The 22,443-nt window shown below is 60.9% G+C and carries 18 protein-coding genes and 1 pseudogene; all 19 read right to left on the bottom strand.

Features of this window, described 5'->3' with window-relative positions:
• Positions 1-538, bottom strand: a 538-nt coding sequence (locus ACWI6D_RS06800) for an NAD(P)-binding domain-containing protein (RefSeq protein WP_449134134.1), incomplete at its 3' end; no start/stop codon positions are given.
• Positions 531-1,775: a glycosyltransferase family 4 protein gene (locus ACWI6D_RS06795; RefSeq protein WP_114513252.1), complete on the bottom strand. Its 1,245-nt coding sequence runs from the start codon at positions 1,773-1,775 to the stop codon at positions 531-533. The genes ACWI6D_RS06795 and ACWI6D_RS06800, both read right to left, overlap by 8 nt.
• Positions 1,776-1,981: 206 nt before the next feature.
• A complete protein-coding gene (locus ACWI6D_RS06790) occupies positions 1,982-2,689 on the bottom strand; it encodes a sugar transferase (protein WP_114513253.1) in 708 nt (235 codons plus the stop codon).
• Positions 2,690-2,862: 173 nt separating this feature from the next.
• Positions 2,863-3,909, bottom strand: a complete 1,047-nt coding sequence (locus tag ACWI6D_RS06785; protein WP_449134133.1) for a sugar transferase — start codon at positions 3,907-3,909, stop codon at positions 2,863-2,865.
• A gap of 470 nt (positions 3,910-4,379) precedes the next feature.
• On the bottom strand, positions 4,380-5,660 hold the full coding sequence (locus ACWI6D_RS06780) for an ATP-binding protein (protein ID WP_449134132.1): 1,281 nt from the start codon (positions 5,658-5,660) through the stop codon (positions 4,380-4,382).
• 172 nt (positions 5,661-5,832) lie between these two features.
• A complete protein-coding gene (locus ACWI6D_RS06775; RefSeq protein ID WP_449134131.1) occupies positions 5,833-6,441 on the bottom strand; it encodes an ABC transporter ATP-binding protein in 609 nt (202 codons plus the stop codon).
• 144 nt (positions 6,442-6,585) lie between these two features.
• Complete coding sequence (locus ACWI6D_RS06770) at positions 6,586-7,701, bottom strand: ATP-binding cassette domain-containing protein (protein WP_449134130.1); 1,116 nt, start codon at positions 7,699-7,701, stop codon at positions 6,586-6,588.
• 60 nt (positions 7,702-7,761) lie between these two features.
• Positions 7,762-8,790, bottom strand: coding sequence for an ABC transporter permease (locus ACWI6D_RS06765; protein WP_417751732.1), 1,029 nt, complete (start codon positions 8,788-8,790; stop codon positions 7,762-7,764).
• On the bottom strand, positions 8,790-9,773 hold the full coding sequence (locus ACWI6D_RS06760; RefSeq protein ID WP_449134129.1) for an ABC transporter permease: 984 nt from the start codon (positions 9,771-9,773) through the stop codon (positions 8,790-8,792). Before ACWI6D_RS06760 ends, ACWI6D_RS06765 begins: the two co-directional genes overlap by 1 nt.
• Positions 9,774-11,414 carry an ABC transporter substrate-binding protein gene (locus ACWI6D_RS06755; RefSeq protein WP_449134128.1) on the bottom strand — a complete coding sequence of 547 codons (1,641 nt, stop codon included), beginning with the start codon at positions 11,412-11,414 and terminating at the stop codon, positions 9,774-9,776. It lies immediately after the preceding gene.
• Between the two features lie 284 nt (positions 11,415-11,698).
• On the bottom strand, positions 11,699-13,843 hold the full coding sequence (gene ligA / locus ACWI6D_RS06750; RefSeq protein ID WP_449134127.1) for an NAD-dependent DNA ligase LigA: 2,145 nt from the start codon (positions 13,841-13,843) through the stop codon (positions 11,699-11,701).
• A 404-nt stretch (positions 13,844-14,247) separates the two neighbouring features.
• On the bottom strand, positions 14,248-14,772 hold the full coding sequence (locus tag ACWI6D_RS06745; RefSeq protein ID WP_337368651.1) for an HdeD family acid-resistance protein: 525 nt from the start codon (positions 14,770-14,772) through the stop codon (positions 14,248-14,250).
• 269 nt (positions 14,773-15,041) lie between these two features.
• Positions 15,042-15,971, bottom strand: coding sequence for a cysteine synthase A (gene cysK, locus ACWI6D_RS06740; RefSeq protein WP_288284728.1), 930 nt, complete (start codon positions 15,969-15,971; stop codon positions 15,042-15,044).
• 248 nt (positions 15,972-16,219) lie between these two features.
• Positions 16,220-16,657 carry an RrF2 family transcriptional regulator gene (locus ACWI6D_RS06735; protein ID WP_129425461.1) on the bottom strand — a complete coding sequence of 146 codons (438 nt, stop codon included), beginning with the start codon at positions 16,655-16,657 and terminating at the stop codon, positions 16,220-16,222.
• A 125-nt stretch (positions 16,658-16,782) separates the two neighbouring features.
• Complete coding sequence (locus ACWI6D_RS06730) at positions 16,783-19,053, bottom strand: YgiQ family radical SAM protein (protein WP_449134126.1); 2,271 nt, start codon at positions 19,051-19,053, stop codon at positions 16,783-16,785.
• A gap of 8 nt (positions 19,054-19,061) precedes the next feature.
• A complete protein-coding gene (locus ACWI6D_RS06725) occupies positions 19,062-19,919 on the bottom strand; it encodes a DUF4013 domain-containing protein (RefSeq protein ID WP_449134125.1) in 858 nt (285 codons plus the stop codon).
• Positions 19,920-20,151: 232 nt separating this feature from the next.
• On the bottom strand, positions 20,152-20,526 hold the full coding sequence (gene rplL / locus ACWI6D_RS06720; protein ID WP_129425464.1) for a 50S ribosomal protein L7/L12: 375 nt from the start codon (positions 20,524-20,526) through the stop codon (positions 20,152-20,154).
• A gap of 98 nt (positions 20,527-20,624) precedes the next feature.
• Positions 20,625-21,146, bottom strand: coding sequence for a 50S ribosomal protein L10 (rplJ, locus tag ACWI6D_RS06715; RefSeq protein ID WP_288284732.1), 522 nt, complete (start codon positions 21,144-21,146; stop codon positions 20,625-20,627).
• A 195-nt stretch (positions 21,147-21,341) separates the two neighbouring features.
• Positions 21,342-22,443 (bottom strand): annotated as a pseudogene (locus tag ACWI6D_RS06710) (Tat pathway signal sequence); the annotation flags it as partial.

Below are 22,443 nucleotides of genomic sequence, written 5' to 3'. Positions count from 1 at the left end.
TTGCGTAAATCTTAGCAACCTCCTCGCCCACCTCGGGGTCGTCCGCACCAATCGTACGGTTGTTGTGCAGCAGCTCGTAAACCATGTTTCCGGGGATGATGCGCTCCGGGGCGTGCACGAGCTTAACATCCTCACGCTCGGCCTCGATGAGCAGCGGGCGCACAAAGCGATCCACCGTGTTGGGCGAAATAGTCGACTCGATTACGAGCACGGCGCCCTTCGGGGCGACCTCGAGCACCGTCTTGCAGGCGGCAATCACGTAGCAGGGGTCAATCTTCTTGTCCAGCTTATCGTAGGGCGTCGGTACGCTCACGATGTAGGTATCGCACACCTGATACTCGGTCGTGAATTTGATGCCAGATTTCAACGCGTCGACGAACAGCTCGTCAAGCCCCTCCTCCTTGAAGGTAGTGTGGCCGGCGTTCAGGGTTGCCACGAGTTCTTCGTTGTAGTCGGTTCCCACGACCTCCACGCCGTGCGTGGCCATCATGAGCGCGGTGGGCAGTCCGATATAACCGAGACCGATAACGTTAACCATTGATTTTAATCCTTTCATTTGTTTGTTTGGTCTTATATACGGCATCGGATAAAACAGCGATCATCTTATCCGCCATAAGCTTTCTTGAGTACTCCCGATTCATGAAATCAACCGCCGCTTCGCTCATTCTGGCGAGATTGCGCGCACGATCAGCCCTCGAGGCAAAAGCCTCGAGTTCGCTGATGTCTTCCTCCTCGCTTCCACACAAAGCAATACCAGCACCGCTCCTACGAACGAGCTCAGATGCATCACCTTCCGGGCCTACGAACAGAACAGGCACACCTCGGGCAAACGACTGGAATATCTTCGATGGAATGGTTCCCGAGAATTCAGCGCTCTTTTGGAGCGAGACAACGGTCATGTGAACCCCTGCGTAGCGCGGTTCAAGCTCGGCCATTGGAACACCATGCTCAAGTTTGAGAAAACCGTAGTCTCCAGTAGCAACCAACTGCTCTAGCTCGTCGCGAGCAGCACCCTCGCCTATAAGCTCATAGCTTGATGCAAGCCCAAGGTTAACGATTCGCTTCACGTACTCCACCGTCGCAGGCACGTCCTGAGATAATCCCATAGTCCCAAAGTAACCGAAACGCAAAGGGCCATCCCACATGTGTTTACATGCAACAACATCGGCTCCATTGGGAACAATAACGATACTGTCGCCCGGAACGCCAGCCGCCTCAAGGTCTTTCTTAAACCCATCGGTAAGCGCAACGACGCAATCTGCAGCTTTGCAGAAAGATAACTCCAGTGATTTCATCGCAGCTACCTTTGCGCCCCTGCTGCCTGTCGCCAGCATCTGCTTGTAAGTAAGATCGCGAAACTCAACCACAAGGGGCAGGCGGCACTTCTTTGCATAGTGAACGCCGAGCCACGCAGCGAAGACGGTCCCGCATGTGACGAGCACTACATCATAATTACTACCAACAGGCGATTTCTTACCCAGGTTTTTCAGGCCATTAGCGATGAAACTGACACCGCTCTCTATTCGCTTCGCAAAGCTTGTGTTTGGCTGAATCTTTGACGCGGAACGAAAGACTCTAACACCATCAATCAATTCCTCAACTAGAGGTTTCATCTCATAGCCGTCGAACAAGCGACCAACGGGATAATTCGGCCATCCGGTGAACACAGTTACATCATGGCTCTCACGCACCCAGATACGCGAATGCTCGGTCGCCCTGAATGATGCAGCGATATTCTCAGGTTTATAAAACTGCGAAAAATACAGGATACGCATTTCAGTCTCATCTAATTCGATGCTAACATGGTTAGTTTCTTTGCGCCGACAACACGACGCCTACGGTTTGTGCGCTTCATTTGAAATCGCTCACGACAAAATGCTTCTTATGCCGAACAAATCGAGCCCACACACCCATTGGGAGTGATTACGCCGCAGCTTCAAAGAACTCCTTTCGATCAAACGAACGCAAGCGGAAGGTTGCATTACTTGCCCCTCCTCATCGCCTTGAAGGTCTTCACGAACACACGGGCGTCCAACCCAAGCGACTGATGACGTACATAAAACAACTCGCGGGCTTGCCTCTGACCGCTCTGCCAAGTCGAGTTATTTCGATCAGTCACTGCCCACCAACCCGTGATGCCCGGCTTACAGGACAAGACTTCTTCGCGAGCGTCACCGTATTCGTATGTTTCTTGCAACGTCACGGGACGGGGCCCTATCACTGACAAATCCCCAGATAGTACGTTCAGGAACTGAGGCAGCTCATCGAGCGACGTGCGTCGCAGGATTCGCCCCACACGGGTGATACGCGGATCATCGTCAAGCTTCTGCTCGCGCCTCCAAGTCTCAAGCTGAGCTGAAGACATATACCTCTCAGGATGGTCATGGGCGTCAGAGACCATCGTCCGCAGCTTGAAGATGTAAATCTTCTTACCTCCCTGCCCAATACGCTCCTGCCTAAAAAATGGCTTACCCGGCGTATCGACACAGATCGCAGCACATGCAACAGCTACGGGAACAGCTAGCACCAAACACACCCCCGCGCTAAACGCAATGTCAAAAACTCTCTTTGCTACGAGATAGCCAACGCCACCTTTTTTGGGAGCAGCCACGCTTGAATCAGGCGCAGGAGCCTTATACGCCCCATTTGGTGTGCAACACTCCACGCAATTCGAGTTCTTGGTAGACATGTAACATCCAATTGCGGAGTTGCATTCGCATGAGCTCCCTGCGCCCTCATCATTTCTGATATCGATAAGCCTATCCTCATCTAGTCCAGAAGCACACGCTACAGCACGACCCGGATTAGCCCCGGGAGAGGCGATAGCGTTCCTGAAAGCTAGGGCCAAAACCTTCCTGGCCACTATGCGCACACCGCCCCGAAAACGGGTTTTGCAAGAAATTGGGCTTCCATGCCACGGATGCGGTTACAATTGAATTTAGAGATGCGACGCATCCGCAGGCCGTTCGCAAAACAGCTCACGACCTGCGAAAACGCCTTTCCTTTGTTCGTGCTAGATTTGGCGGGAAGCGCGAACGCACCCATGGATTTCTCAGAGAACTCCGGGCGCGTTTTTAATATGCGCAAAGGGATATCGCCCTTAAACACGTTCCAAAACTGAGGAATCTCATCAAGGCGGGTTTTGCGCATCACTTTGCCGAAAGGCGTTACGCGCGGATCGTCGCCTTGCGCCCATTGAGCGCCGCGTTTTTCCGCATCCACATACATGGAGCGGAATTTGTAGACCATGAATGGTTTGCCATTCTTTCCAACGCGCTCTTGCGCATAAATTACAGGACCAGGAGATTCCGATTTGATTCTCAGAGCGATGATGCCCATTGGAATCGCCAAAATGATAAGCGCACAACCCGTCGAGCACACATCAAACGCGCGCTTCACGAAACGGTAACCCAAGCCACCTGCAATTGTGGGCTTTGCAAGTTCAACCACATCATCACCAGGTAGAAGCTTCTCTAGAACGTCAGCCGGGATACCGTTTTCTCTAAGCCGTGGCTCATACTTACCAGCGACATCAAGCTCGCAAGCCTCCTTGCGTGCTTCGGTTGGAACGGCTGGGTCAACGATGACGGACTCTACCCCAATGCGCAAAGATTCGCCACGCTCGAACGCATTGACTTCTTGTGCTGGAGTATTGACGAATTGGCTTTCGTATTCAGTTGTCATTGAGGCTTCTTGCAATAGAGTTCGGTGGGTTTCGTCCGAAACGCAAAAATGCGCCGACTCCAAGAGGTTTACGCATGCAGCCTGCCGGCATTCGGCATAGCTTCGCCATTCCTGGGGTTTTCCAGGTTGAAATGGTGCGCTGGGCACGGTATTACCTTCGCCAGCTTCCGCATTCGCGAAAACCAGCGCATCACAACACCGCGCGCTCGTGAGCGCACCTTGCATGCGTATTCATCCTCTTGGAGCCGGCGCAACGCGCTTCTGCGACGATTACGTGTCTTCAAGCTATGTTCGTCGGATGTGCGGCCGCAAGATTACTGCGACCAGGAACAAAAGAATCCGCCTCTCGCGGGTGCGAGGGCGGCTTGACCGGGCGCTGCGGGCGCTCGGCTGAATTCCTTACCAGATTGTTATGCGTAACCCATCCGCATTGCGTCGTTGTACCGGTTTTGCGAAACGCGCTACAGACAACAGCCTGGCTTCCCTACTATTCGACGTACTGGATTATACCGGTCTGACGCATATGCACAACCGAGTTATCCGCGGGAAATACGCGGCCCACCTGCACTTTGCAACGAAAGGCGCATCCTTTGCACTTTCCGCGCAATCGCGCCAAAACCCGCACGACAATTCGTTCACATTTTGCCGGGGGATTACAAAGCTGCGGCGGGTTTCTCGGGCGGGCGCCAGCATCTTCACAACTTCGCATTGTGCAAAAGAAAGTCCACTGCGTCCACTATTTCGATTCCGTCGATATCTGACGGGTACGTTCCGTCCTGCACGACGACCATCTTGCGGTACTCATCGCCAATCTTTCGAAGCGGCGCCAGCTCGCGGCGCATGGTTTCCTCGTCGCGCATGTCCTCAGTGACCTGGATGTATACCCTTTTCCGAGGCTTCATGGCAACGAAATCCACCTCGCCGCCGCGCAGATGCCCCACCATCACGTCGTATTCGTCATATTTCAGCTGGTTGTACACGATGTTTTCCAGCACGCGGCCTGTATCGGTGTTCCGATAGTTATCCAGATAGCTTCGCATGCCCGGATCGACAATGTAGTATTTCCCGCCCGTTTTCAGCAGCTCGCGCCCTTTTAGGTCGTAGCGGCGCACATGCGAGAACAGATACGCCTCGACGAGCGTCGAAATGTAAAACGCCGCGGTTTGCCGCGTTGCCGTTTGACCGTCAGCCTGCAGCGTGCCGGCAATTTTGTTGACGGACGTCTCGTTGCCGATGTTGTCCGAAAGAAAGCCGCAAATGCGCTCCAGCACGTCTTGGCTGTTGACAGCGCGCTGCCCCCTGCGCTTGGCGCGCATCATGATATCCCGAACGATGACCGTTTGGTATATACTCCGCAGGTAATCGCGGTGACGCGCCTCATCGGGCGCGTCCAAGGCCAAAAACGGGAACCCGCCGAACGTGCGGTACTGCTCGAACAGGCTTGCCAGCGTGGCGAAAGACCCATCGGAAAGCAGGGCCACATCCGCGGCAGACGTTTTGCCGCGCTGCAACTGCGCACCGCGGAAATCCAGGTATTCGGAAAACATAAGCGGCTGCATGGGTATTTCGACGTAGCGGCCCGACAGCAAGGTTGCCAGCTCGCTCGAAAGTAAAAACGCGTTCGAGCCGGTTATGTAGATGTCGCAGTCCAAATCACCGCGCAGCGAATTGATGGCGCGCTCCCAACCTTCGACGTTTTGCAGTTCGTCGAAGAAAAGATACGGGCGCTTTTCGCCGCCGACGCGCTGCCTAACAAGGTTATACAGGTCGCGATAATTCACCACATCGGCGAACTCCATGGACTCCATTTTGAACATAAACAACCGGCTATCGGGAACACCCTGCTCGGAAAGATGCTGCCGCATCATCTCCAACAGCGTGGATTTCCCGCAGCGACGCACACCGGTAACCACCTTCACGAGGTCGGCATTTTGGAAGGCGATGAGCTTGTCGAGGTATTTCTTGCGAGTGATCATGGCGCTGCTCCTTGCTTCGATACGTGAGACCATAGTCAAAACTTGCGGAATTTGCAAGTTTCGACTACGTCATGATCAAAACTTGCATTTTTAACAAGTTTTGATCATGACAAGCAGAAGATACGCAAAGAAGGGCAGCGCAGATGGGTCTTGGCAACGAAAACGGGGGCTGCTAGCGGCACGCTGCTTTCGTGAGGTCGAGCGTTCGGGTGGCTATGCGGTTGGTGAGCGCGGGGGTGTGCGAGACCAGCAGCATGCCGGCGCGCTCGCGCTCGGTGTAGGCCAGCAGCACGCGCCAGATGTGCGCTTGCGTTACCGCGTCCAGCATGGTGGACACCTCGTCGCAGATCAGGTAGCGCGGGCGCGTGGCCAACGCACGGGCGATGCAGAAGCGCTGCAGCTCGCCGCCGGAAAGCTCGTGCGGGAAACGCTGCAGCCATTCTTCGCGAATGCCCAGGTCATCAAGCAGCTGCTGCGGCACCTCACCCGCTTCCGCCAGCGTTTTGCGCATGCGAAGGCGCGGGTCCACCGCCTGCTCGGGGTGCTGCTGAATCAGCTGCACCGGGCACACGTCGCGACGCGGCAGCGCACGACCGTCCACCAGCACCTGACCCGCCGCTGGGCGCTCGTAGCCCGCCAGGATGCGGCACAACGTGGTTTTGCCGAACCCTGACGGCGCCTGAAGAGCCACGCGCTCGCCCGCCTCTACGCGCAAGCTGAAGCCGCGATACAGCGGCCGCGCAGCATCATACCCAAACGTTATGTCCTTCGCTTCTAGCATAAAAGCCTTTCGTTATTTTGCGTCCGATGAGCTGGGCTCGACAGACTTGAGAATCTAGAATCTGCCAATGGCCAGTTTTCCTTGAGTCAACGCGCCTAATGTATCTGACAAGGGGACAGGTCGTTTGCCATGTGCGCGCCTTCGTTAATGGGACAAGGGGACTGTCCCGTTGTCCTGTTCTGCGTCTTCTGCCGCGAAGTCGTGTTCGGGGAGGGCGTGCCAGAGTTGGCGGGTGAATTCGTGGCGCAGTAAGCTGGGGTTGGCGAAATTTGCGACCGCGGTTTCCTCCACCACCGTGCCGTCTTTGAATACAGCCACGCGGTCGGCCACGCGCAGCGCCAGCTCGATGTCGTGCGTGATCAGCAGCACGCCTCCGCCCGCGTCCGCGAAGGCGCGGAAGTCTTCGAGCGCGCGAACGGCCAGGTCAAGGTCCAGGCCCGGCGTTGGCTCATCCGCTACGATCACGCGCGGGTCGTCCATGAGCGCGCAGCACAAAAGCACGCGACGAGCCATACCGCCCGACAGTTCGTGCGGATACAGGCGCGCCACCTCGGGGCCCAGCCCGTAACGCTCGAACAGCTGCTGCCGACGCGTGCGGCGCTCGGCCTTCGTCAGCCCGTTCGCGAACCCTTCCACCTGCTTGCCCACGCGCATCATGGGGTCAAGGTGGCTCACGCTTTGCGGCACCAGCGACAGCCCGTGCCCGCGCAGCGCCGCAAGCCCCGCCGCGTCCATGCGCTGCCCGTCGAACCAGATGCGGCCCGATACGGTGGAGTTCGGCTCGAACAGCCCGAACACGGCATCGGCTAGAAGCGTTTTGCCCGACCCCGATGCGCCCACCACGGCCACCACCTCGCCCGCGTGCACCGCGATGCTGAGGTTGTGCAGCACCTCGACGTCACGCTGCTTGGCGCGGAAGAACGGCTGCGATTCGTCGTACATGCGGAAGCTCACGCACAGGTCTTCCACCTGCAGCAAATGGTGCCCGCCCGCATGATGCGAGTGGGCTGCATGCGAATGATGATGATGCACCTGCGCATCTTCGTGCGGCGTGGACTCGTGAGGTGCGTGCTCGTCCGCGCATTCGGGCGCAAAGTCGCCCGCGCATTTCAACGCAGGGAAGTTTTGCTCAGGGCACAAAAGTGTTTTTGCATCGTCGCAAAAGTGGCTGGCATCAGACGCTTCTACCGCTTTTGCGCATTCGCAAAAGTTTACGGTTTCAGCGTTTCCGCTGGTCGTCAGCTTATCGTTTTTCTCCACGCCATCCTCCTTCGCCACGTTACCCGATTCCATCAATACCATTTTGCGCACCACCGCAATTTACTTTTGCGCCGTGTGCGGGTCGATCAACTTACGCAGGTTTTGCCCCGCCAAATCGAACAGACCCACCGTGCACATAAGAGCCACGCCGGGGAACACCGCCAACCACCAGGCGCCCGTGGACAGGTAGCTCATCGACTCGCTTAAGATCACGCCGATGGCCGGCTGCTCGGGCGGCAGGCCGAAGCCCAAAAACGTGATGGCCGCCTCGTGCAAAATGGCGTGCGGGAACAGCAAAATCAGCCCCACCAGGAACTGCGGCAACACATACGGCACCATATGGCGAAGCGCGATGCGCGCCGGGCTCTGCCCCAGTTTGCGCGCAACCTCCACGAACTTCGATTGGCGGCATTGCAGCACCTCGGCGCGCACCACGCGGGCAAGGCTAGCCCAGTGCGTCACGGCAACGCCGATGGTCACGCCCCAAAAGCCCTTTCCCAGCGCAAACGAGATGAGCACCAGCAACACGATGTGCGGAACGCCCATCATCAGGTCGATCATCCAGCTGACCACGGCGTCCACGCGCTTGCCGCCAAGCGCAGCGGCACAGCCGAGGATCAACGCAATCACCGACGACACGCCCGCCGCCAGCAAGCCCACCAGCACGCTGGTGGACAACCCCGCCAGCGTACGCGCCAGCATGTCGCGGCCCATCCAATCGGTGCCGAACGGGTGCGCCACGCCAGGCGCCAAGCTTTTCGCAGCGAAATCCGTGACCGTGGCCTGGGGATACAGCGCCAGGCCCGCAATCACCACGGCCACCAGCGCCGCAGCCGCGCCAATGCACGCCGCAAGCGCAACCACGCGAGAAGCCGCCCGCCGCTGCGCTGGAGCATGAAGCAACGCGCTGTCGTCGCCATCCGACTTTTGGCGCGGCGCTTTCTTCGGGTTTCGCCGGAAACCCAGCGGTAACGCTTTTTCCGCGCGCTTTTCGCCGGAAACGGCAACGCTTTCGCCAACCGCTGCGCACGTCACCTTCGTACAAACGCCGCGTTCTGTCAGGGATTTCTCGAGGAAGGTTTCGTTCATCAGGCCCTCCCTTCGCGCGTGCGCATGCGCGGGTCAAGCACGCCGTACAGCACGTTCGCCAGCAGGTTGCCGCCGAACACCAGCGCCGCACTAACCAGCGCGATGCCCGCCAGAAGCGCCACGTCACCGCCCAGGCCCGCCGTCACGGCCGCCTGACCCAGCCCCGGATACGAAAACACCTGCTCGACCAGCACCGATCCGCCGAAGATTTCGGAGATGAACGCGCACTGTAGCGTGACCGCCGGCAGCGCCACGTTGCGCAGGCAATGGTGCAAAACCACGCCCAGGTCGGATTCGCCACGGGCGCGCGCGAAGCGTACGTAATCGCTTTCCAGCACATCGACCACCTTCTCGCGCGTGTGCAGAGCAATGTTCGCCACGCCGGTCACCGACAGCGTCAACGCCGGAAGCACCAGGTGATGAGCCGCATCGACCAGCGTCACGTCGGCCGCCGACATGCCGATGGGCACGGAAAAACCAATGGGGAACCACCCCAGTTGCACGGCGAACACCATCAGGATAATGAGCCCCAACCAAAACGTCGGCGTCGACGCCAGCAAAAAGCAATAGCCACGCACCACGCGATCAAGCACGCTGCCGCGCCGCGCGCCGGCGACCACGCCCAGCGCGAAGCCCAGCACGCCGCTGATAGCCCACGCGATGCCCATGAGCGCCAGCGAGTTGGCCGCGCGGTGCGCGATCACCTCGGACACGGGCGCGTTGAACCTGAGCGACGTTCCCATGTCACCATGCAAAAGCGCGCCCGCCCAGTTGGCGAACCGCTCCCAAAACGGCACGTCGCCGCCCCAGTAGCTTGCCAGCTGCGCGCGCTTGGCGTCAGACATGTTCACATACGCAGCCTGCCCCACGTTAGCCTGCACAGGGTCAATCGGCGAAGCGCTGACCAGCGCAAACACCACCAACCCCACCGCCAACATCAGCAGCACGAACCGCAAAATATGTCGAACAAAATACCTTGTCAACTACCAGCTCCACTGATCGACGTTGTTCACGAGCGACCACCCATGGCCATGCGGATGCGGCTTCTGCTGCGCCACCTGCAGCCCATCGGCCACGAAATACAAGTGGTCCACGTTCGCAAACCACACCCACGTGGCCGCGCCCTGCGGCGCCACGCCGTTTTCGCCGTCCCACATGGCCAGCTTCCATTCGTCATACGAATCGGCCACCACGGGGTTGGCCAACGCCGCGTCCAGGTGCGCGTCCACGGCCGCGTTCTCGTAGCACGCATAGTTGCCGTTGCCCGTAGAGTACGTCAAGTTGTACGTTTCGATGGGGCTGTTCGAGCCCCAGCCCCACACCACCGGGTCGCTGAACTGGTGCTGATAGATGTCATCCCAGCTGGCGCCCTTCGGGTTCACCTTGATGCCCAGTTCGCTCATCTGGTTGGCGAACTCCATGGCAATGGCCTGGCGCACCGTATCAGACGCGGAATAATACAGGTCGAACGCCGCCGGAACGCCGTCCTTAGCGCGCGTGCCGTCTGCACCGGCCGTCCAGCCGGCCTCGTCCAGCAGCGCTTTAGCGCGCGCAACATCGGTTTCGCACCTCATATCGGGCGACGACCAGGGCATATTGTCGCCCACGCTATACGCCACCTCGCCGAACCCGTTCAGCACGTGGTCGATAAGGGCCTGCCGGTCCACACCATAGTTAATGGCGCGGCGCACGGCCACGTCCTGCGTGACGGCATTGCCCATGGGGTACGTCTCGCCCGTCTGCGCTTTCGTGCCGCCCGGCGCCACCGCCGGCAGCGAGATGCCGCGCGAGTCCACCGACGCGCAATTCAGCAGGTCATAGCCCGCCGGCTGCTGGCTGGCGAACGTGGCCGACGTGTACGCAACGTCCACCTGGCCCGATCGCGCCGCCGCCAAGCTGGCGTCCTCTTCCATGAACACCACCACCACGCGCTCGATGTTCGGCTTCTCGCCATAGTAGTCGGGGTTCGCGCGCAAAATAACCTGCTGGCCGCGGTCCCACTGCTCAAGCACGTAGCGCCCGCTGCCCACCGGGTTGCTACCGTAATCGGCGCCATGCCCGCCATCAGGCACAATACCGATAACCGCCAACGTATACAGCAGCGCGTTGAACGGCTTGTTCAAGTGCACTTCGCACGTGACGTCATCGGTGGCCACGGCCTTGTCAACCATGGTCAGGTCGCATTCGCTGGCTTCGCTTGCCGCCACGCCGTTGATGGTGTAAGCAACGTCGCGTGCCGTCAGCGCGTTGCCATTCGTGAATTTCGCGTCCGTGCGAATAGTGAATGTCCAGGTCAGGCCATCGTCGCTGCACTCGTACGCTGTAGCTAGGTCGTTTTCGAAACCCATGTCGGCCGTGGTTTTCAGCAACGTGGACTGGATGAGCGGTTCGTGCACGTGCTCGCCGCAGCCCCACGACACGAACGGATCGAAACCGGCCGCCGGCTCGCTGCTAGCCGGCATGGACACGGTCACCTGCGAAGCGTGTTCACCGCCGACCGCGCCGGAGCCAGACTCCGTGCCCTCTTGCCCGCCAGCGCACGCGCTCAGCACGCCGCCAAATCCAAGTGCCGCAGCGCTTACGCCCGCTACCCGCACAAACGAACGCCTCGACAGGTTTGCCATGCCCGTTCCTTTCCCCATTCGCAAGCACGGCGAACGCGAAAGCCGCGCGCCCGCCATACTCGCACCGAGCAAAAGCGTCCAGCGTCTGCGAAATCATTGCACGCTTGCTCGGTGTTACGACTTTTCATTGCGTAACACACTATAGCAGGCGCAGCACACTTCGGTGTTACGAATTTCGGAATCGTGACACCAGCGGCAGAATTGTCCCACAACTAGCCCGAAAACGGCTTACTCCGCCCCTTGTCACGCGAGAATCGAAACCAGGATGGCGGGCGGCCCAGTCCCTACGCTTCCGGCACTTCGCCCGTCTCCAGAATCGCAAGCAACGTCGGCTCGTCGAGCACGGGTACGCCCAGCGCCACGGCTTTGTCGTACTTGCTGCCCGCCGCTTCGCCGGCCACCACGTAGCTCGTCCTCTTCGACACGCTGCCCGACACCTTCGCGCCGCGTGCCTTCAGCGCCGCGCCGGCCTCGTCGCGCGTCATGCCGCTTTGCACCAGGCTGCCAGTCAGCACGAACGTCAGCCCCTCGAGCGTCTGCGGCAGCGCGTCGGCCGCCGCGGCTTCCACGTCATCGGCCAAGCGCACGCCGTGCTTCGCCAACCGCTCGATGACCTGCACGTTGTCGGGCGTGCGCAGGAACAGGTACGTGGAGTGCGCGATCTTCGGGCCCACGCCGTCCACGGCCGCCAGCTCTTCCTCGCTTGCCGCCATCAGCGCCTCCATGCTCGGGAACGCGCGCGCCAGCGTTTCGGCCATGGTCTTGCCCACGTGGCGCATGCCCAGGCCGAACAGCGGGCGGGCGAACGGGCGCGTACGCGACTCGTCGATGGCCGCCACCAGCTTCTTCGCCACCGTGTGCCCCAGGCGGATGGGCTCGCCCTCCTTGTTCGTGCGGCCCATGTCCAGCTGCGCCAGCTCCACCTCGTCAAGCGTGTAGTAGTCCGCCACGTCGCTCACGCGGCCCGACTCCACCAGCCGGCGCACCACTTCCTCGCCCATGCCGTCGATGTCCATGGCTCCGCGGCTGGCCCAATGCAGCAAGCGCTCAAGCGCCTGAGCGGGGCAATCGATGGAAATGCAGCGGTAATCGGCCTCGCCTTCCTCGCGCACCACGGGGCTGCCGCAGCTCGGGCACACCGTAGGCATGCTCCACGGTACGGCATCGGCCGGGCGCAACGACTCCACCGGCCCCAGCACCTCGGGAATCACGTCGCCGGCCTTGCGCACGATGACGGTGTCGCCCACGCGCACGTCCTTGCGACGCACCTCGTCCTCGTTGTGCAGCGTCGCGCGCGCCACGGTCGAGCCCGCCACCAGCACCGGGTCCATCTCGGCCACCGGCGTCAGTTTGCCCGTGCGTCCCACCTGCACGGCGATGTCGCGCAGCAGCGTCGTCTTCTCCTCGGGCGGGAACTTGAACGCGATGGCCCAGCGCGGCGCGCGCGCCGTGTAGCCCATGGCCTCCTGCTGCGCGAACGAGTTCACCTTCACCACCACGCCGTCGATGTCGTACGGCAGCGCGTCGCGGCGCTCCAGGCTTTTGCGGCAGAACTCATGCACCTCCTCGGCGCTGTGCACCAGCGCGATGTCGGGGTTCACGTGGAAACCGGCGCGGCCCAGCCATTGCAGCAGGTCCCACTGCGTTTCCACGGCCAGCTTGCGCTCGTCGCCCACGGCGTACACGAACGTGGACAGGTCGCGATGCGCCGTGATCTGCGGGTCTTTCTGGCGAAGGCTGCCGGCGGCGGCGTTGCGCGGGTTGGCGAACGGCTGCTTGCCGCTGGCCTCAGCCGACGTGTTCAGCGCCTCGAAGCTGGCCTTCGGCATGTAGCACTCGCCGCGCAGCTCGATGGGCACGCCTGCGTCGCGGATGCCGTCGGCGGCCTCGGCCCGCAGGCGCAACGGCACGTCCTTCACGGTGCGCACGTTCACGGTGATGTCCTCGCCCGTGGTGCCGTCACCGCGCGTGGCCGCGCGCATAAGCCGGCCGTTCTCATACGTGAACGCCACCGACGAACCGTCGATCTTCAGTTCGCACACCAGCTCAGGGATACTGCCGAAGAACTCGCGCACGCGGTCAAGCCATTCGTCAAGCTCTTCGGCGCCCATGGCGTCGTCAAGCGAGTACATGCGGCGCTCGTGCTGGATGGGCGCGAACTGGTCGCCCACGTAGCCGCCAACGCGCTGCGTGGGGCTTGACGGGTCGATAAGCTCGGGGTGCGCCGCCTCAAGCGCGCGCAGCTCGTGCATCAGCGAGTCGAACGCCGCGTCGCTGATAGCCGGTGCGTCCTTGGCGTAGTACAGGTAGCTGTTGTGCTCGATCTCGCGGCGCAGCGCCTCGATGCGCGCCGCCGGATCGCTTGTCGCCTCGGCCAGCGCCTTCTCGCTCAGAAGCGACTGCTGCTCTTTTGCCTGCTCATCCGCCATGTGCAAACCCTTTCCGCACGATTTTCGACCGAAGCCCCGCGGCGCGAGACGTCTCGTGCCGCGCTCCAACCACAGAAAAGCCCCGGGCACTTGCCCGGGGCCCACGTTGTCGTGAGAGATTCTACCACGCACTGCCAGCATCGCTTGCGACCGAAGACAACGAACACGGGCCCGCCACGCCCAGCTGGCTGCGGAATCTAGCAGCGACAGCGAACTTCAAGTGTCGAGATTCATCTCGATACCCACTAGGCAACACGAAGCGGACCGCATCCTTCCAACCACGGGCGCAATCATAAGATGGTGCCGCGCTTTGCGCTTCGTTTGATGGGTTGAACCTTCGCTCAACCCTCCATTTCGGTCGCGCCGTCCCCTTCAACTTGGATCTTCACCACGACACGCCACGGCTACAGCGCGATGTAGCGCCCCGCGTTCCAGCCGTACACGATCAGGCTTGCCGCGCGCACCAGCAGAATCATGGCCAGAAACACGCTGAGCATTTCAGGCCACACGAAAAACGCGATGCCGCACAGCGCATTCAGCACGCCGCTGAACAGGGGCCATCCCCACATGGGCACGCCGAAGCCCTTCGCTTTCACAGCCGTCACAATCTCGAAGATAGCGAACGCCACAAAGCACAGCCCCACCAGCCACGGCACCACGGCAGAAAACGCCAGCGGATGCAGCAAGAACACCAGGCCCAGCAGCACGTCGATAATCGCGTACGCCAGCTCCCAGCCGCTACGCGGCATGATGTTGCGGAAACGCACATACCCGATGATATCGAACACGCCCGCCACCAGGAAAAACGCGCCGACAACCGCTGCGATGGTCACGATGGTCAGCCCCGGCGCCGCCAAGCAGAACAGCCCAGCCACTGCCAACGCGATACCCGCGAACACCAAGCCCCAGTCATGCTTGCTTGCACTCATGATGCACTCCCTTCCACAAAGCCCGCGTACACGCGGACCACCCGCGCCGGCCAACTCGCTCAACCGCGCACACGCGGTCACGCAAGCTCACAGGCCAACGCCCTTGCTTTCGCCCCTATTGTACCCGCTGGCTACCGAAATTGCCCCTCGTACGCAAACCGTCACACAACCGTGTATTGCCCGCACGCTATCGCACCCAAACACAAAGGTGCCCGCGTCAACACGACGCGGGCGCCTTGCCGAGTTTCAGTTTGCAGCGCTGCGACCTACTAGAAGTTGAACATGGCCGTGGACAGGTAGCGCTCGCCGGTGTCGGGCAAGATGGCCACGATCAGCTTGCCCTTGTTCTCGGGGCGCTGCGCCAGCTTCGTGGCGGCGGCCACTGCGGCGCCGGAGGAGATGCCCACCAGCAGGCCGTCCTTGCCCGCCAGCTCGCGGCCAGCCTCGAACGCCTCTTCGTCGGTGATCGGCAGCACCTCGTCGTACACGGACTGGTCCAGCGTGTCAGGCACGAAGCCTGCACCGATGCCCTGGATCTTGTGCGCGCCCGCGTGGCCCTCGGACAGCACCGGCGAACCGGCCGGCTCCACCGCAACCACCTTGATGTCGGGGTTCTTCGACTTCAGGAACTTGCCCGTGCCGGACAGCGTGCCGCCCGTGCCCACGCCGGACACCAGGATGTCAACTTTGCCGTCGGTGTCGTCCCAAATCTCGGGGCCGGTGGTGCGCTCGTGCACAGCCGGGTTGGCCGGGTTCGTGAACTGGCTGGGGATAAACGAGTTCGGAATCTCCTCGGCAAGCTCGGACGCACGGGCGATGGCGCCCTTCATGCCCTTGCTGCCGTCGGTCAGCACCAGCTCGGCGCCGTACGCCTTCATAAGGTTGCGGCGCTCAACGGACATGGTTTCCGGCATGGTAATGATGACGCGGTTGCCGCGCGCCGCCGCAATGGCGCACAGACCGATGCCCGTGTTGCCCGACGTCGGCTCGATGATGACGGTGTCGGCGTTCAGCTTGCCCTGCGCCTCGGCGTCATCAAGCATGGCCTTCGCAATGCGGTCCTTCACGGAACCGGCGGGGTTGAACAGCTCCACCTTGCCCACGATGGTGGCTTCCAGGTTGTGGTTCTTCTCGTAGTTGGTCAGCTCGACCAACGGGGTTTTGCCGATCAGTTCGGAAACGCTCTTATGGATGGTCATTGCCTTTCCTCTCTCGCTTTCGCCGTTGCTTGCTGCTTGCCCAATCGCTTACAGGTTACGTTCCTTGGTACACCCGTTATCCTACTATGTCCCTAGGCATTGTCAATAATGAATTCGAAAGAAATTCCTCTAATCCCGGAAAATTTTAGGGAATTGCGCTCGAGCACTCGAATTGCTCGCAGCCAACCTAGCAGGCTTCCGTCATTCGCGCAAACAAAAAGCGCAAGCCCGAAAGCCTGCGCCTTGCGTTAAATCGAATAGCTGTCCGCCGCCACCGCTGAGTGCTCGTCGATGATGCTCTGCAGCGTGATGCCGCCCAGATACTCGTTGATGACCTTGTACAGCCCGCGCCAAACGCCCAGCTCCATGCACGGAACCGGCATGTTGCACTCGAACGTGTCGTCCTCCAAGCACGATGCCGGCGCAAGCGACCCTTCCGTCACCCGCAGCACATCAAGCACGGTGATGACGCTTGCCGGCTTGGCCAGCTGATACCCGCCAGCCGCGCCGCGGATGGAACGCACCAGCTTCGCCGTAACCACGTTCGACACGATCTGCTCAAGATACTTCTTCGAAATACCCAGCGAATCCGACACTTCCTTGAGCGAAACCGGCCCGGCGCCATCGTGCTCGGCCAGGTACAACATCAAGCGAACCGCATACAAGCCCTTCGTCGATATCTTCATGCGCGCCGCCTTTCTACCCTTTGCGAACGAAGCTCCCCTTACAAGCCTCGTCGTTGACATTCGACTTTATTATACCCCGGATGCCTAGGGATTATGCTGACATTCGCACGGCGAATTCGCCCACGCTACCTTTTGCGGCCGCGAGGCACGCCGCCGCGCTTCCCGCTTGCAGCGTTCTTCAGCCCGGCCACACCCTGCTTCGCCGCCCCGCGACCGGCCGGCGCATGGCCACCGTGCGGGCGAATCAGGCACTTCGGCCCGTATCCCACCAGGTCAAGGCGTCCGGCGCGCCGCAGCGCCTCAAGTACCAGCTCATAATTCTTCGGGTCGCGATACTGGATAAGCGCGCGCTGCAGCGCCTTGTCGTGCGGGCTTTTTGGCACGAACACGCGCTCCATAGTGCGAGGGTCGACGCCCGTGAAGTACATAGCCGTGGACATGGTGGACGGCGTGGGGTAGAAATCCTGCACCTGCTCGGGATTAAATCCCATGTCGCGCACGTATTCCGCCAGCTCAATGGCCTCGTCGAGCGTGCTGCCCGGATGCGACGACATCAGGTACGGCACCACGAACTGCTTCAGCCCACATTCCTCATTCGCCTCGGCGAACAGCTTCACGAACTTCTCGTACACCTGGTGCTGCGGCTTGCCCATCACGCCCAGCACCGCGTTCGACACGTGCTCGGGCGCCACACGCAGCTGGCCGCTGACGTGGTGCTCGCACAGCTCGCGCACGAACGCGCGGCCGCCGTCCTTGTCGGCCAGCGCGAAATCGAAGCGGATGCCCGAGCGCACGAACACCTTCTTCACGCCCGGCAACGCACGCAGCTCGCGCAGAAGCTGCAGGTAATCCGTGTGGTCGGCGTTCAGCTTGCGGCACGGCTGCGGCGAAAGGCAATGCTTGTTGCGGCACGCGCCGCGGCGCAGCTGCGCATCGCACGCCGGCGCGCGATAGTCGGCCGTCGGCCCGCCCACGTCGTGGATGTACCCCTTGAACTCGGGGTCGGCAATCATCAGCTTCGCTTCCTCGATGATGGACTCGTGGCTGCGCACCTGCACGATGCGCCCCTGATGGAACGTCAGCGCGCAAAACGCGCATTCGCCGAAGCACCCGCGGTTGCTGGTCAGGCTGAATTTCACCTCGCGAATGGCCGGCACGCCGCCGGCTTCTTCGTACATGGGATGGTACGTGCGCGCGTACGGCAAGCGGTACACCGCGTCCATTTCGGAGGTGGTCAGCGGCTTGCTCGGCGGGTTCTGCACCACGAACTCGTGATCGGAATACGGCTCCACCAGGCGTTTTCCCGTGAACGGGTCGCTGTTTGCGTACTGCACGTTGAAGCTGCGCGCATACTCCAAGTTGTCGGCCTGCATGCTGGGGAACGAGGGCAAAAGCTCGTAATCGTACACGTGCTCAAGCGACTTCGCGCGGTATACCGTGCCGTCGATGAACGTGATGTCGGACACGGAAAGCCCCGCCGCCAGCGCGTCGGCAATCTCGACGATGGAATGCTCGCCCATGCCATAACTAACCAGGTCAGCACCAGAATCAAGCAGAATCGACCGCTTGAGCTTATCCGACCAGTAATCATAATGCGCCAACCGGCGCAGCGATGCCTCAATGCCGCCGATAATGATGGGCGTGTCCTTGAACGTACGGCGAATAAGGTTGCCGTACACCACGGCAGCGCGGTCGGGCCGCAAGCCCATCTTCCCGCCCGGCGAAAACGCGTCGGTGCCGCGATGCTTCTTCGCCACCGTGTAGTGGTTCACCATGGAGTCCATGTTGCCTGCGGAAACCAGGAAACCCAGCCGCGGTTCGCCCAGCACGGCGATGCTTTCGGGGTCGCGCCAATCGGGCTGGCAGATCACGCCGACCTTGTAGTGATTCGCTTCCAGCAGGCGCGTGATGATGGCCATGCCGAATGAAGGGTGGTCCACATACGCGTCGCCGCACACGAACACGAAGTCGCACTGGTCCCAGCCACGCGTCAGCATATCGGCGCGATTTACCGGCAAAAACGCACTGCGATCAGGCATAACCGCCTGCTGCTTGCCATGTCGTTCCGCGCCGTGCCCGTGCTTGCCCGCGTGTTTCGGCTTGCCGCCCTGGGCACCCGCGCGCTTCGCCTTGCCGGTCGCCTCTCTGCGCGCATCGCGGTCCGCGTGCTTCGCGCCACGCGCCACACCGTCGCGTGCCTCGTCCCGCTTTCCACGCGCACGCTTATCCGCACCACCGCGCCCACGCCGCTGGCCGCCGGAGCCGCCATGCTTTCGCGACGTTTCCGCACCCTTTGCCGGCTCTGCAGCACCGCGCCGCGACGGTTTGCCGCTCCGTCCGCCTTGCGCAGCCGCGCCTTTGCGTCCGGCGCCCTGCCCCGTATTCCCTTGTTTCACGAATCCGCCTATCTTTGCGCCTGGCCCGACGCCATCTCAAACGGCATGGGGTCATCTTGACCGCGCCATGCCGGAACATCAAATTGCCGCACCCAGTATCCCATGGCACGCACGGTCATGATGGTGATAAACGCGGAAGCCGCCGAAAGCACCACAAGCGCCACCAGACACAGCAGCATCGCCGCCAACGCGAGCAGCATCACCGCCAGCGCACTTGCCATGCCGCCGCTTCCCCACACGCCCAGCGCCGTAAGCGCAGCCACCACAACGCCCATCCCCAGAGAGAAAACGCCAAAGATCGCGCCCATGCACACCGTCAGCGCCACGCCAACGCACACCACGCGCACAAGGCCTTTCGTGTCGTGGCGCATCATCGCCCACAGCCGCGACAGCTGAAACCCGGGCCCTAAGCGCCCGTAGATGCTCGCACGCGCAGCCGCCACCAGGTAAAACAGCGAAGCAATCACCAGAATCAGCAAGCTGAACAGCCCTGAGATGTTCCCTGACAGTACATGCCCCGTACCGCCAAACACCGCGCCTGATACCGTATCAAGCCCGCGCCCCGCCATAACGCTGAACACGCCCTCCACCACGCCAGGGGCAATCAAGCAGAACACCGTATTGATAACGAAAACGATAAGCCCGCGCCGGTACAGCTGGCCGTCCTCGTTACCGAAAATACGCGGCGGCAGCGGCGTTTCCACGCCCCAGGCGATGTCGCGCAGCCACCCGTATGCATAGCCAAACAACACCACCTGGCCGAAAATGGGAATGAGGGACAGCAATCCCAGCAAGAACATCTTGCCAAGCCAACCTTCAGATTGCTTGATGTCGTTCCATGCAGCTTTGAAGTAACCCTTTTGCATGACAGGCATCCTTTCCCTTTTCCCGATTTTGCCGCGCGCGACTTGCCCTTGCCAATGCGTTGTGCAAACGCCCTGGCAACGAACAGCCGCACTCCTGCAGCTTCGAACAATACACGCGCAAACACGCGCGCTACACAACCGTAACCATCTCGTTTCATTCACCCGCTACCCCGCACAAGAAAAGGACCCGCTGCAAGCAGCGGGTCCTTCGCAAACCAGTCTGGGACTGAATTTACTTCAGGGTCACAGCAGCGCCGGCGTCCTCCAGCGTCTTCTTGATCTCCTCAGCCTTGTCCTTGGCAACACCCTCCTGGATGGTGGAAGGAGCGGACTCAACGGTCTCCTTGGCTTCCTTCAGGCCCTGGCCGGTGATCTCACGGACAGCCTTGATGACAGCGATCTTGTTGTCGCCGAAGCCCTCGAGCACAACGTCGAACTCGGTCTTCTCTTCAGCAGCGGCAGCGCCAGCAGCCGGAGCGGCAGCAACAGCAACCGGAGCAGCAGCGGACACGCCAAAGGTCTCCTCGATGTCCTTGACCAGCTCGGAAGCCTCGAGCAGGGACATTTCCTTCAGAGCCTCGATGATCTCTTCGCGAGAAACAGCCATGTTAGTTTCCTTTCAAAGGGGCTGGTGCGCCTCTTGCATCCCAGCCGAAATTTCAAATCCATTACGCGGCACATCTTATGCCGCTAGAAGGTTGCGGATTACGCAGCTTCCTTCTGATCGGCAACAGCCTTCGTGACCTGAGCCAGGCCGCGCGGCACGCCGTTGATGGCGGTAGCCAGACCCTGAGCAACACCGTTGATGGCAGCGGCGATGTGGGCGTACAGCTCCTCGCGAGAAGGCAGGGAAGCGATGGCCTCCACCTCTTCTGCGCTGACGGCAGCACCCTCCATCAAGCCACCCTTGATCTGCAGGTTCTCGTTGGTCTTAGCGAATTCCTTGACGGCCTTAGCGGCAGCAGCCACGTCGGAGCCGGCAAACACGAATGCGCTGGGGCCATGCAGCATGTCGTCGAGCGTCGGCAGCTCGGACTCAGCCAGGGCGATGCGCATAACGGTGTTCTTGTACACCTTCATGGCTGCGCCGGCCTCGCGAACAGCGCCACGCAGAGCCTCGACTTCCTTCACGGTCAGACCGCAGGCGTCGACAACCCAGACAGCACCGGCACCCTCGAGATCTTCCTTGATCGCGGTGAGCATCGATTGATTCTTTGCGTTCGGCATGTATTACACCTCCTTCTTCCTCAAACTCGGGTTCCGCCCCATGCGGGTGGAGTCGCGCTTGAGAAAAAGAACGACCCCTGCCGTCCTCAGACACAGGGGTCGTTGAAGTGCGATACTTAACAACCACCTCGGCGGGCCGCTTTCGCGATTGAACCTTTCGGTGCCTGCTGTCTTTGGCAGCGGAACTGCTTTGCGTTACGCCTTCACGGTATCGACTGTTTCCGCGGACTTGTCGTCCGTCTTCGCAGCATCGCCCGAAGAAGGCTTATCTATAGTAGCAGAATTCTTCGAGGTGTCAATTTCCTGCACCGAATTTGTGGTGTCGCCCTTCACATATTTGAACGTGATGGTGTCGCCTTCCTTGTAGCCCACGATGCCCAGCTGCCCCGGGATGGCGAAATCGAAGATGCCGTCCACGCCGTCAAGCGTTACGTAGAAGTGCGAGTTGCCGTCCATGACCGCCTGCGTCATGCTGCGAATGACGCCCGTGGCCTCCTCCATGTTCGCTTCGGCCGCATCCGTGGACAGCGCGCCGCTGGTTGCCAACATGGCCTGGTACGACTTCTGCGTTTCGGCAACGGTGTCGCCCGTGGCAACGTTCTGGTAATGTTGGATGTCCACCATCGCGAACTTCTTCACGGTGCCCGCGTTATCCTTCAACGCCATGAAGTACGTCGGCTGCTCGGAAACGTTGATCAGGATGGGGAACGTTGCGGAGTAACGCAGGTTCTGCACCGCGCCCTCGGCCGACTGCATGGCCGATTCCTCGGTAGCGCCCGCCACCGGATAGTAATGGGATTCCGCCGTGCGCTGGTTCACTAGCACGAAGCCCACGATGGAGTTGTCCGCCGTTGCCGACGTCACGCCCGTGTACACCCACACATCATCGTCCTTGGCGATGTAGTTGTAGCCCACGTTGCCATCGGTGCCCGGCGTGGTCTGCACCACGTTCTTCTGGCCCAGCCAACTGTTCAGCCAGCCGTCCTGGTACTTGCCCGACCAGTTGTACTGCTGGATAAGCAGCTCGGCCGGATAGGCGCGGTCGACCCATTGGGGCACATCGTCGATGGCCAGGTCCGTGCACTCGCCCGTGGTGGCGTTCACCATGACCACGCGCTCGATGGTGGTGCCGCCGAACAGGCCGATGGTACGCGTCTGCACCGGGCAGATCCACCAGGGCTGGCCGTCCTCGTCGATTTCGAACGACTTCTCATCGAACATGTAGAAGGGGTACTTCAACTGCACGTAACGGTCGATGTTGCGGGCCAAAGGCTCGGAACGCGAATAGAAGATGGCG

The organism is Senegalimassilia sp. (assembly GCF_977052095.1).
The sequence above is the reverse complement of the archived record's forward strand: the minus strand, read 5'-3'. Positions and strand labels throughout refer to the sequence as shown.